We start from the raw sequence: 12,018 nt of genomic DNA, 5'->3' as shown, positions 1-12,018 counted from the left end.
CGCCGCAGGACCGGACCGGTGTGCGTCAACCGGCGTGCGGGGGCAGTCGGTGGTGAACGAAGGGGAGTGCGTCCCCCCGGTGGCGCGACGTCGCTGCTCACACCGCCCCGGTCGCACGTATTCGAAAACGATTCGGGATCACCCTTACGAGTGAAGTGACCCGGTCGGCGTTGAGTCCACCCGCTCTCGAAAGTAACTTCTGTGGTGCGAACGGGAGTTACCCCGACCGGGGGGTCTTCGGGACGCACCGTCGAATTCCTCGGCGGCGCGGCCGGGGTGATTTCCGAGGCATCCGGAATTACCGGCCGAAGCGATCAGAAGGGGTGTGGAGCAGATGGGGGCGGGCACACCGCTGCACACGGCCGAGGCTCCGGAGCCGGTCGACGGCGGGCCGGTGGCACTCGGCCGGCTGACGGACGTGGCGCGGTCGGCCTTGGCCGGCACCGGGGCCCGGGGAGGCGGCGGCGACTGGCAGTTGACCGTCGAGGGCCTCTGGTGCACGGCCCGGCCGGCCGCGTCCACCACCCCCGAGCAGGGGTGGAAGCTGCACGTCGCGGCAGCCACCGGGGTCGCGGCCGAGGTGCTCGCCGCAGTGGCGGCGGTGCTGGCGGCGGACGCGTGCACGTTCAAGTTCACCGCCGACGTGGAGAAGCTCCACCAGGTGAATTCGCGGAACAGCGAGCGGGGATCCGCCGGAAAATTCCTGACGGTCTATCCGGAGAACGACGAGCAGTTCCTGCGGCTCGCCGCGGAATTGCACCGGGTCACCGCCGGATTCCCCGGACCGGGGATCCTCTCGGACCGGGCGTACGCCCCCGGCAGCCGGGTGCACTACCGCTACGGGGTCTTCGCCCGCCGGGCCGAGCTGGGCAACGACGGCGCGTACCGCTCGCTGCTGCACGGGCCGGACGGCAGCGTCACCGAGGACGTCCGCACCGCGAGCTACCGATGTCCGCCCTGGGCGGTCGACCCCGTCGAGGGGAAGGGATCGACCGCGCCCGGCGGCGCCACGGCGAGTGGGGCCAGAAAGGCCGGGGGTGTCCTGCTGGGGGGCAGGTACGCGCTGACCGCCGCGGTGCGGCACGGCACCAAGGGCGGCATCTTCCTGGGCAAGGACGTCACCACCGGGGCCGAGGTGATCGTCAAGCAGGCCCGCGCCTTCATCGAGGTGGACCGGGCCGGCACCGACGCCCGCCAGGCGCTGCGGCACGAGGCCGCGCTGCTGGAGCGGCTGGCCGGGACGGGGCTGACGCCGCGTCCGCTGGAGCTGGTGGAGCAGGGGGACGCGCTCTACCTGGCCGAGGAGCGGATCGACGGTGTGCCGCTGGGCAGTTGGGTGGCCGGGAAGCTGGCGGACGACGGCACGCCGGACGTGCCCTGGGCCGAGGCGCGAGGGGTCGCGCTCGGGCTGGTCGAGCTGGTCGGGCAGGTGCACCGCGAGGGTCTGGTGCTGCGCGACCTCTCACCGGGGAACGTCCTGGTGCGGCCGGACGGCACGCTCAGGCTGGTCGACCTCGAACTCGCCGCCGAGGCGGGCACGGTGGTCGGCACGGCCGGCACGCCCGGGTACCGCGCACCCGAGCACGGGCCCGAACTGACCGAGGCGGTGGCCACGTTCGCGGTGGACGCGTACGCCCTGGGCGGGCTGCTCTTCCTGCTCGCCACCGGGCACGACCCGCTGCTGCCGCCCGGCGAGGGCGGACTGGAGCACTGGCTCGCCGCGGCCGCCGGGGCCGGGGTGACGGCGCGTCGACTGGCACCCGCCGTGCTCGGCCTGCGCGCCGGGGACCCGGCGGAGCGCTGGCCGCTCGACCGGGTGGCCCGTGCGCTGGACGAGTCGGCGGGCGAGCCGGATGAGGAGGTCAAGAGCGAGACTGCGCTGCCGGCCCCCCGCTCCGGGGCCCACCCGGTCGACCGGGTGCTGACCGACGGCCTGCGCCGGATCGTCGACACCGCCGACCACGGCCGCCCGGACCGGCTCTGGGAGACCGTCCCCGGTGGGCAGTTGACCGACCCGTGCAACGTGCAGCACGGCGCCTCCGGGGTGCTCGCCCTGCTGGCCCGGGCCGCCGCCACCCCGGAGGGCGACCTGACGGCCGTCCGCCGGGCCGCCGACTGGATCGAACGGCGGGCGGCCGCAGAGCCGACCGCGCTGCCGGGCCTGCACTTCGGCCGCTCCGGCACCGCCTGGGCCCTGCTCGACGCCGCCGAGGCCCTGGGCGACGCCGCCCTGGCCGGGCGCGCCGCCGAGCTGGCCCGCCTGGTACCGCTGAGCTGGCCCAACCCCGACATCTGCCACGGCGCGGCCGGAGCCGGAATGCTCCAGCTGCGGCTGTACCGGGCGACCGGCGACACCGGCTTCCTGGACCGGGCCGCCACCTGTGCCGCCGCCCTGTCGGCCGCCGCCGTGCGCGAGCCGTACGGGACGGCCTGGCCGGTGCCGAAGACCTTCGACTCCACCCTGGCCGGGATCGTCCACCTCGGCTACGCCCACGGCGTGGCCGGAGTCGGCGCCTTCCTGCTCGCGGTGGCCGAGGCCACCGGGGACAGCGCCGCGCTGGCCGGGGCCACCGAGGCCTTCCACACCCTGACCGTGACGGCCCGTCAGGGCGCGGACGGCTCCGTCTGGTGGCCGCAGAGCGCGGGCGACCCACCGCACGTCAAGCTCGCCCACTGGTGCCACGGCTCCTCCGGGGCCGGCAGCTTCCTGGTCCGGTACTGGCGCACCACCGGGGACGAGACCGCGCGCCGGCTGGCCCTGGCCGCCGGGCAGGCCGTGCTGGACGCCCGCTGGCACAGCGGGGTGAGCGCCTGCCACGGCCTGGCCGGGAACGGCGAGTACCTGCTCGACCTGGCCGACGCCACCGGAGAGGAACGGTTCCGCACCGGCGCCGAGGAGTTGGCCGCGCTGATCACCGCCCGCGCGGTACGGCGCGAGGGCCTGCTCGTCCTGCCCGACGAGACCGGCCTCGGCTCGGCACCCGCGTACGGCACCGGCACCGCCGGCCCGCTGGCCTTCCTGCACCGCCTGCTCCACGGCGGGCCCCGCCTCTGGCTGGACCCGCTGGCGGCCACCCCCGCCGCCCTGACCGCCACCCGGCACTGACCGGCCGGCCAGCCGCATCCCCCGAAGACCCCGCAGACCTCGTAGACCCCGAAGGAGGTGAGCCCCGGATGAACACCGCCACCCGCACCACCGCCCAGGCGCTGCGTCGCCTGAGCTTCACCTTCGCCACCGACGGCTCGCACGCCGCCTGCCTGGCGGCGGGCGCCGACGGCGGCTGGTACAGCGAGAGCTGGCAGCTGCCGGCCACCGGGCCGGCCCGGCCGACCGCGCTGCCGCTGCCCGGTGGCCGCTCGGAGAGCCTGCACTCGCAGCTGGTCGCGCTGCCCGACGGCCGGGTGCTGGTCTGCCGCCACGACGCCGACCGGCACGCCCTGCTGCTGCTCACCCCCGGCCCGGCCGGGCAGCCCGTCACCGAGACCGAGCTGGCCACCCTGCGCCGCCCCGGCCTGCGGCTGCTGCCGCTGCCCGGCGGGTACCTGGCGAGCGGTCAACTCCCCGGCGCACCGGTCGCGGTGGCGCTCGGCACCGACACCCGGCCGGTCACCACGGTCTGGCTGGTCCCCGCCGACGGCACCCCGCCGATCGAGGTGGCCGAGCTGCCCGGGCTGCACGGCGGCGGCGTCTGGCTGGACCACACCGGCCGGCTGCTGGCGCTCGACCGGGTCCAGGACGGCGTGGTCCGCACCGTGGTGCTCGACCTCGAACTCGGCCAGGTCACACCGCTGTTGGAGATCGGCGAGCGGAGCAACGACCGGCTGGCGCTGTACGACCCGGACAGCCGCTTCGCGATGGTGCGCAGTGACGCCCCCGGCACCGACCGGCTCGGCTGGGGCGAGCTCGGCGGCCGGCAGCCGCTGCGCTTCCCGGAGAGCCTGCACCTGCCCGGCCTGTTCCTGCGGCCGATCGCCCTGGACCGCGAACCCGGCCCGGACGGGCGGCGGGTGGTGCTCCAGATCGACCGCGGCGCCACCTCCTCACTGACCGTCTGGCACCCCGAACTCAACCGCCTCACCCCGCTCCCCGTGCCGCCGGGCCGCCTCGGCGCCGTCGGCCACTGGTCGGCGGCGGGGCTGCGGATGCCGTACTCGGCGCCCGACCACCCGGCGGCGCTGGCCACCATGGACGTGGACGCGCTGCTCGCCCTCGGCCGGCCCGACGCCCCGGCGGCCGCCCCGCTCCCGCTCCGCCTCGCCCCGCTCGGCACCGAACGCCCGGCCACCGCCCCCTGGCAGCACAACCACCACGGCACGCCCACGGGTTGGCGCCTGGACGGCTCCACCGGCCCCGGTGACGGCAGCCGCTGGCACCCGGCCCAGAGCCTCGAACTGGCAGGCCCCGCCGGGCCGGTGGAGGCCGTGGTCTACGGCGGCGACGCCTGGCTGAGCGCCCCGCACCTGGTGCTCGCCCTGCACGGCGGCCCGGCCGACGCCTGGCGGCTGGAGTTCGACCCGGCCCTGCAGCGGATGGCCGCCGAGGGCCTGGCCGTGCTCGCACCCAACCAGCGCGGCTCCACCGGCTACGGCACCGCGCACGCGGCGGCCATCCGCGGTGCCTGGGGCGGCCCCGACCTGGCCGACGTCCTGCACCTGCTGGACGGCATCGCCGGGCAGCGCGCCGCACTCGGCCTGGAGCCGCCCGCCCTCTTCGGGGTCAGCTACGGCGCCTTCCTGGCACTGCTGGCCGCCGCCCACGCGCCGGACGGGCAGGTCGCCCGCTGCGCGGTGGTCGCCCCGTTCCTGTCCGGCGCCCGCCTGCTGGCCGAGGCCTCCGCCCCGGTCCGGGCACTCACCACCCGCCTCGGCGGCGGCGAACCGGTCGACGACCGGCTCGGCCCCCGGGACGTGCTCCAGCTGGCGTACCGCCTGACGGCTCCACTGCTGATCGTGCACGGCGACCGGGACGAGGTGGTGCCGGTCGGTCAGTCCCGCACCCTGCGGCACGAGTTGCTGCGGATCGGACGGACCGAGGGGGCCGACTTCCGCTACGTGGAGGCGGCCGGAGCCGGGCACGAGGTGCTGGTGGAGGAGGGCGCGGCCGTGCTGCACGAGCTGCTGGCCGCCTTCCTGCGCACCGGCCGGCCCACCTAGAGACTTCCCGGGCCCGACGGGTCCGGGGGAGCGTCGTCCGCACGGTGCGGACGGCGGATCGTGACAAGGGGAGGAACCCATCATGGAGAACTTCGAGACCGACCTGGCCGCCCTGCAGGAGCTGCCGGAGACCGACGCCGTCGAGCTCGGCGGGCACGGCGGCGGCTGCCAGTTCACCTGTCTCATCCTGACCTGCCTGATCTTCACCGTCAGCTAGTAGGTCTTCGGCCGGGGCCGTGCCGCACCCACCCGGGGGGAGCGGCACGGCCCCTGCTTGCTTTTCGGAACGCCGCCCGCCGACGAGCGCCCCGCAGGGGCGCGAGGAACTGCGCGCGGGGGAACGGCGCCACGTGCAACTGACTCACTTGCCCCGATCCAACGCTGGGCCGCCTTCCGTACTCGCGCCCCGCGGCGGAGCCGCAAATCAGCAGAGCCCCGCGCCCCTGCGGGGCGCAACCACATTCGTAGGAGGTTTTCCGTGCGTGGTTGGGCGATAGCCCTGGTGGTGGCGGTGCCGGTGGAGGCAGCCGCGACCTTGGTGCTGCCCGGGTTGGTGGGGCGGGCGATCGACGGAGGGTCGGCGTGGGGGCCCGGGGTGGTGCTCGCGGTCGGGGCGGTGGCCGGGGCGGTGGCGACGGCGGCCGGGCCCGCGGTGGCCGCCGGGGCGACGGTGGCGCTGCGGACCAGGCTGCTGCACCGCGTCCTGGCCAGGGGCCCCGTCCCCGACGGCCACCCGGCCGGTGACCTGACGGCCCGTCTGGTCGGGGCGGCCGCCGATGCGGGCGGCGCGCTGCCGTCCCGGGTCACCGCCGTCACGGCCCTGCTCACCTCGCTCGGTGCGATCCTCGGGCTGGGACTGCTCTCCCCCTGGCTCGCGGCGGCCTTCTTCGCCGGCGTCGTCCCCGGCGTCGTGCTGATCCGGCTCTTCCTCCGCGACGCCACCGAGGCCTTCACCCACTACCAGCGGGTCCAGTCAGAGCTGGCCGCCCGGATGACCGGCGCCCTCGCCGGGCTGCGGTCGATCCACGCCGCCGGAGCCCGCCACACCGAGACCGAACGGGTGCTCAGACCGCTGCCCCGGCTCGCCGAGGCCGGCCACGCGCTCTGGGAGGCGCAGCGCCGGACGGTCTGGCAGGCCACCCTGCTGGTCGCCCTGGTGGAGCTCTCCGTGCTCGGGACCGCAGGCCTGCTGCTCTCGCACGGCGGGCTCGCGCCCGGTGACCTCGCGGCGGCGGCCGGCTGGGCCGCCCTGGGCCTCGGTCTCTTCGAGCAGGTGGAGGCGCTGGCCGGGATCGCCCACGCCAGGGCCGGACAGGACCGGCTCTCCGAGGTCCTCGACCTGCCCGTCCCTCCCCCCGGTACCCGGGAACTGCCCGTCGGCCCCGGCGAGTTGACCCTGATCGGCGTCACCGTCAACGACGCCGAGGGCTTCCCGCTGCTGGGCCCGCTCGACCTCACCGTGCCGGGCGGCCGGACGGTGGCGCTGGTCGGCCGCTCCGGCTCCGGCAAGACGCTGCTGGCCGCCGTGGCCGGGGGGCTGCGCGCGCCGGACGCCGGGCTGGTGCTGGTGGACGGGGTGCCGCTGGCCGAACTCACCACCGAGCGGCGCCGCCAGGCCGTCGGCTACGCCTTCGAGCGCCCCGTCCTGGTCGGCGCGACCGTGGGCGAGGCGCTGGAGGGCGCGGGCGCGGCGGAGACCAGGGCCGCCCGGGCGGACGGCTTCCTCGCCCGCCTCCCCCGGGGAGCGGACACTCCGCTCTCCGAACTCCGGCTCTCCGGAGGCGAGTTGCAGCGCCTCGGGCTGGCCAGGCTACTGGCCCAACGGCCCCGGGTGGTGATCCTGGACGACGCCACCTCCAGCCTGGACCTGGCCACCGAGCACCAGGTCACCACCGCGCTGGCCGAGGCGACCCGCGGCCACACCCGGCTGGTGGTGGCCCACCGCCCGCAGGCCGCCGCCCAGGCCGAGCTGGTCGCCTGGCTGGACAACGGCCGGCTGCGCGCCCTGGCCCCGCACTCCACCTTGATCACCGACCCGGACTACCGCTCCACCCTCGCGAGCGCGTCCACCGACCAGACCCCGACCACCTCAACCCCGACCACCTCAACCCCGGCCGCCCCGACCCCATGACACCCGCCGAAGCCCAGCACTCGACACCCGCCGAAGCCCACCGGAGGCCACCGATGACCCTGCGCCCCGGCGCCGCACTGCTCCGGGCCCACCTGGCCACCTGCCGACCCGCCCTGGTCCGGGTGCTGGCCTGGTCCGCCGGCGAGGCGCTGCCCGCGCTGCTCTCCGGACTGCTGCTGGCCGCCGCCGTCGACCAGGGGTTCCTGGCCGGGCGGCCCGGGGTCGGCTGCGCCTGGCTGGCCGGGTTCGGCGCGGCCGTCGCCGTCCGGGCGTACGCGGCGCGGGCGGCCCTGCCGTACGTGGCCGCCGTGGTGGAGCCGCTGCGGGACGTGCTGGTGCGCCGGGTGGTGGGCGGTGCGCTGAGCCGTACCGAGCCGTCCGGGGACGGGCCCGCCGAGGTCGCCCGGCTGACCGAACAGGTCGAGTCGGCGCGGCAGTTGACCGCCACCCTGCTGCGCACCGTGCGCGGGGTCGGGGTCACCGTGCCGGCCGCGCTGGTCGGTCTGGCGGTGCTGGCTCCGGCCACGCTCGCGCTGGTGCTGCCTCCGCTGCTGCTCGGCGGGGCGCTGTTCGTCCGGCTGCTGGGGCCCCTGGTGGACCGTCAGCGGGCGGTGGTGCTGGCCGACGAGCGGGTGGCGGCCGAGGCCGGGGCCGCGTTCGCCGGAGTGCGGGACATCACCGCGAGCGGGGCCGGGCCCCGGGTGGAGCGGGCGGTCGGCGCGGCGGTGGAGGCACAGGGGGCGGCGGTCCGCGCGCTCGGCCGGGCGGCCGCGCTGCGCACGCTGAGCGTGGCGCTGGCCGGGCGGGCCCCCGTCCTGCTGGTGGTGCTGGCGGCCCCCTGGCTACTGCGCAACGGCTACCTGACGCTCGGTCAACTCATCGGCGTGGCCGCCTATCTGCTCCAGCAGCTGGAGCCGGCCGTACGCAGCCTGGCCGGTATGGTGGGCAGCTGGCTGCTCGAACTCGCCGTGGTCCTCGACCGCCTGGCCACGCTCCCCGCCGCACCGCCCGCCGAGCCCGCCGGGAGCACGCTCGCCGCTCCCGCCCCGCTCACCGTCCGCGCCCTCCGGCATGCTCAAGGTGCCGCCGCCGAAGCCCTGTTCACCGGCCTGGACCTCGATCTCGGCCCGGAGGAGCACCTGGCCGTGGTCGGCCCGAGCGGCGCGGGGAAGTCCACCCTGGCGGCGCTGCTCGCCGGACTGCTCCCGCCGCAGCACGGCACCGTCACCATCGGCGGCGAGGGCCGCCTCCTCGCCCCGCACACCCTCCCCGGCCCCGAACGGGCCCGCCTGGTGGCCCTGTTGCCCCAGGAGGCCCACCTCTTCACCGGCACCGTCGGGGAGAACCTGCGGTGGCTGCGCCCGGACGCCACCGACGAGCAAGTGACCGAGGTGGTCACGGAGTTGGGCGCCTCCGGGCTGCTGCAGCGGCTCGGCGGGCTCGCGGCCGAGCTGCCCGATCCGGCCGCGCTCTCCGCCGGGGAGCGCCAACTGCTGGCCCTGGTACGGACGTACCTCTCCCCCGCGCCGCTGGTGGTGCTGGACGAGGCCACCTGCCACCTGGACGCGGCGGCCGAGGCGGTGGCCGAGGCGGCCTTCGCCCGGCGGCCGGGCGCCCTGGTGGTGATCGCGCACCGGATCGGCTCCGCGCTGCGGGCCGACCGGGTGCTGCTGCTGGACTCCGGACGGGGCCTGACGGCCCGCCACGGTGACCTGCAGGTGTTGTCGCCGCTCTACCGGGAGTTGGTCGGCCACTGGCTGGGGTCCACCGCGCGGCCGCCCCTGAGTGGGTCAATCGTGCCCGGCCCGTGATCCTCCCGGCGGGTGCCCGTCGGATCCGCTGGATAGGGTGATCCACGTACTCCGGCTCGGGCAGAGCCGCGACCCTCGCACGGAAGAACGAACGCATGTCCGAAACCCGCACCGACAGCAGCGACCACGAGAGCACCGGGCCCGGCGCCGACAGGGCCTCGACCGAGGCCACGCACGGCCGCCACCGGGGCGGCACCGCCGCCGACGACCACGCCGACGCCAACCCGCACGGCCGCCACCGCCGCTGACCTGCGGCCAGGCACGCGCCACCCGCCCGAAGGCCCGCCGTCCGCACCCCGGACGGCGGGCCTTCGGCATGCTCAGCGCAGCTGGGCCCCGGTCTTCACCTTGGTGCAGCCGGTCTCGTCCGCCTGATGGACCGTCACCTCGGTGGGCACCGCCGTCGGCACCGGCGCGGTGGACGGAGCCGCCGCCCCGGCGGGGCGGTAGTCGGCCCCGAGGGTGACCACCACCCCGCTGCCGGTGCCGCCCGCCGCCACCGCGGACTCGGGCAGGCCGAGCGCCGCCGCCACCGCCCGGGCCGCGTCCCGCTGGTCGGCGCGCGCGTACTTCACGGTGCTGGTGCCCACGTTCTTCGGCGCCCCGCTGCCCGGCACCGCCTTGTACTTGAGCTTGGCCAGCGCCTCCGCCGTGCTGGTGGCCAGCCTCGGTGCCTCGGTGCCGTTCAGCACGGTGACGCTGACGGTCGCCGGGTTCACCGAGGGCGCGGGCGGCGCGGGCGGCGGGGTGCTCGGCGCGGCGGGCGCGGAGGGCTGCGGCGCGGCGCCGTGGTCCTCCCCGCCGTCGAGCGGCTTGTCGGCCCGGATCAGCGCGAAGAGCTGGTTGGAGCCGGGCTGGTCCAGCTTGTTCTTGGAGCGGAACTCCGGGTTGGGGTTGTCCGGGGTGAAGGAGGTGGGCGGCTGGACGAAGTCCACCTCGGCGGGCTTGATGTCCTTGAGCTCGGTGGCGAGCGCCACCAGTTTGGTGGTGCCCGCGATGTTGTCGGAGACGGTCAGCGCCTTGGTCGCGGCCTCGACCACCCCGAAGGCGGTGGCCGGGTTCAGCAGGGTCCCCCTGTCGGTGAGCTTGCGCAGCAGCGAGGAGAGGTAGGCGCGCTGCATCGAGAACCGGCCGATCGCGGTGCCGTCCCCGACGGCGTGGCGGGTGCGGACGAACTGGAGCCCCTGCTCGCCCGAGAGCTTGTAGGGGCCGGCCGGGATGTTCAGGTGCGAGTCGGGGTCATCCACCGGGCTGCACAGGTTGACCTCGACGCCGTCCACGGCGTCGGTGAGGTCCTTGACGCCCTGGAAGTTGACGACCAGCCAGGAGTCCACCTTCAGGCCGGTGACCGCCTCGACGGTGTCCTTCACGCAGCCCGGCCCGCCCCGGCCCATCGCGGCGTTCAGCGGCCAGCCGGTCTTCGCCGGGGCCACCTTGCCGTCCTTGCCGGCGCACTTGGGCTGGTCGACCAGGGAGTCCCGGGGGAGGTCCAGCGCGACGGCCGCCTTCCGGTCCGGGTAGACGTGCAGCAGGATGTTGACGTCGTTGTTCCCCAGACCGGTGTTCTCCCGGTCGCCGTAGCCGCCGCCGAGACCCTTCCGGCTGTCGGTGCCGATCACCAGGACGTTCATCGCCACCCGGCCCTGCCCGTCGGCCTGCCCGGCCGGTGGCGGCGCGTTGCCCGCGCCGAGCTGGTCGGACTGGATGTTGGAGTCCAGGTGCCGCAGGTAGAGGAAGGCTCCCCCACCCGCGGCCAGCACCAACGCCCCGGTGGTGGCCAGCACGGGCACCAGTACCCGGCGGCGTCCCTTCTTCTTCCGGCGGCGTCCGCTGTGCGCGGCCGCCCGGCGTGCGGCGGCGCGGCCCTCCGGCTTCGGCTCGGCAATGGTCATGGGAACAGATACGCACCGGCTGCCCGATTGGTAACACCGATGGCCGAAAAACCTCGTCAAGGTGACGAAGGCCACGTGCGGAGGTGGCGTAACGGTGGCCGCGGCGCCACGGCCGGGCGCCACGGCCACCGGTCAGTCCAGCGTGATCACCGTCCGGAGGGCCTCACCGCTGCGCATCTGACGGATCGCCTCGTTCACCTCGGCCAGGCCGAGCCGGTGGGTGATCATCCCGGCCAGGTCCAGCCGGCCGGCCCGCCAGAGGTCCACGGCCCGGGCGGCGGTGCGCCGCACGTCGCCGCCGCCGTACATGGAGGGCAGCAGACGCTTCTCGTTGAAGAACAGTTCACCCATGCTGAACTGCACCAGGTCGTCCCGGGCCCCCGCGCCGATCACCACCACCGCCCCGCCCCGCCGGGTGGCGTCGTACGCGGCCCGCACGGTGGCCCCGCGGCCGACCGCCTCGAAGACGTAGTCGAAGCCGCCCGCCTCCTGGCCCTTGGCCGCCGCCTTGAGCCCCTCCGGGGCGATCGCCTCGGTGGCGCCGAAGCCGAGCGCCCGCTCGCGCCGGGACTCCACCGGGTCGACCACGGTGATCCGGGCCGCCCCGCAGATCCGGGCGCCCTGGACGGCGGCGACGCCGACCCCGCCCGCGCCGATCACCGCGACCGAACTCCCGGGCTCCACCCGGGCGGTGTTCACCGCCGCGCCGAGACCGGTGGTCACCCCGCAGCCGATCAGCGCGGCCTGCTCGTACGGCATGTCGGCGGGCACCGGGATCACCGAGTCGGCGGTGACCACCAGCTCCTGGGCGAAGGTGCCGGTGCCGTAGAAGCCGGAGACCTCGGTGCCGTCGGCCAGCGCGAAGCCGGGGGCGCCGAGCCGCCGCAGGCTGGTGACGCACAGGTGGCCCTGGCCCCGGCGGCAGTGCGGGCAGCTGCCGCAGGGCGGCATCCAGCAGAGCACCACCCGGTCGCCGACCGCGACGCCCGTCACGCCCTCGCCGACCTCGACCACGTCGCCCGCGCCCTCG

The 12,018-nt window shown here is 76.1% G+C and carries 8 protein-coding genes; 6 read left to right on the top strand and 2 right to left on the bottom strand.

Annotation, left to right across the window (positions count from 1 at the left end):
• The first annotated feature begins 334 nt into the window (after positions 1-334).
• The 6 genes from lanL (at position 335) to ACZ6ZR_RS16285 (ending at position 9,344) form a co-directional block, all read left to right on the top strand.
• Entirely contained in the window at positions 335-3,106 is a 2,772-nt protein-coding gene (gene lanL, locus ACZ6ZR_RS16310; RefSeq protein WP_465642949.1) for a class IV lanthionine synthetase LanL, read from the top strand.
• Between the two features lie 68 nt (positions 3,107-3,174).
• On the top strand, positions 3,175-5,154 hold the full coding sequence (locus ACZ6ZR_RS16305; protein WP_465642773.1) for an alpha/beta hydrolase family protein: 1,980 nt from the start codon (positions 3,175-3,177) through the stop codon (positions 5,152-5,154).
• Between the two features lie 82 nt (positions 5,155-5,236).
• A complete protein-coding gene (locus ACZ6ZR_RS16300) occupies positions 5,237-5,371 on the top strand; it encodes a VenA family class IV lanthipeptide (protein ID WP_465642772.1) in 135 nt (44 codons plus the stop codon).
• Between the two features lie 261 nt (positions 5,372-5,632).
• Complete coding sequence (locus tag ACZ6ZR_RS16295; protein WP_465642771.1) at positions 5,633-7,285, top strand: ATP-binding cassette domain-containing protein; 1,653 nt, start codon at positions 5,633-5,635, stop codon at positions 7,283-7,285.
• 53 nt (positions 7,286-7,338) lie between these two features.
• Positions 7,339-9,096 carry an ATP-binding cassette domain-containing protein gene (locus tag ACZ6ZR_RS16290; protein ID WP_465642770.1) on the top strand — a complete coding sequence of 586 codons (1,758 nt, stop codon included), beginning with the start codon at positions 7,339-7,341 and terminating at the stop codon, positions 9,094-9,096.
• 95 nt (positions 9,097-9,191) lie between these two features.
• Positions 9,192-9,344: a hypothetical protein gene (locus tag ACZ6ZR_RS16285; protein WP_465642769.1), complete on the top strand. Its 153-nt coding sequence runs from the start codon at positions 9,192-9,194 to the stop codon at positions 9,342-9,344.
• Positions 9,345-9,416: 72 nt separating this feature from the next.
• Here the strand turns inward: ACZ6ZR_RS16285 and ACZ6ZR_RS16280 are convergent, their stop codons facing one another.
• Both ACZ6ZR_RS16280 and ACZ6ZR_RS16275 read right to left on the bottom strand, forming a co-directional pair.
• Positions 9,417-10,988 carry an LCP family protein gene (locus tag ACZ6ZR_RS16280; protein WP_465642768.1) on the bottom strand — a complete coding sequence of 524 codons (1,572 nt, stop codon included), beginning with the start codon at positions 10,986-10,988 and terminating at the stop codon, positions 9,417-9,419.
• 132 nt (positions 10,989-11,120) lie between these two features.
• Positions 11,121-12,018 (bottom strand): zinc-binding dehydrogenase (locus tag ACZ6ZR_RS16275; RefSeq protein ID WP_465642767.1); only part of this gene is annotated, 898 nt, incomplete at its 5' end.

The organism is Kitasatospora sp. NPDC088742 (assembly GCF_055584905.1).
The sequence above is the reverse complement of the archived record's forward strand: the minus strand, read 5'-3'. Positions and strand labels throughout refer to the sequence as shown.

What these genes read in the sequence shown, in the direction of transcription:
- lanL (WP_465642949.1), top strand. Translation starts at nt 335, where the DNA reads ATGGGGGCGGGCACACCGCTGCACACGGCCGAGGCTCCGGAGCCGGTC.
- ACZ6ZR_RS16305 (WP_465642773.1), top strand. Translation starts at nt 3,175, where the DNA reads ATGAACACCGCCACCCGCACCACCGCCCAGGCGCTGCGTCGCCTGAGC.
- ACZ6ZR_RS16300 (WP_465642772.1), top strand. Translation starts at nt 5,237, where the DNA reads ATGGAGAACTTCGAGACCGACCTGGCCGCCCTGCAGGAGCTGCCGGAG.
- ACZ6ZR_RS16290 (WP_465642770.1), top strand. Translation starts at nt 7,339, where the DNA reads ATGACCCTGCGCCCCGGCGCCGCACTGCTCCGGGCCCACCTGGCCACC.
- ACZ6ZR_RS16285 (WP_465642769.1), top strand. Translation starts at nt 9,192, where the DNA reads ATGTCCGAAACCCGCACCGACAGCAGCGACCACGAGAGCACCGGGCCC.
- ACZ6ZR_RS16280 (WP_465642768.1), bottom strand. Translation starts at nt 10,988, where the DNA reads ATGACCATTGCCGAGCCGAAGCCGGAGGGCCGCGCCGCCGCACGCCGG.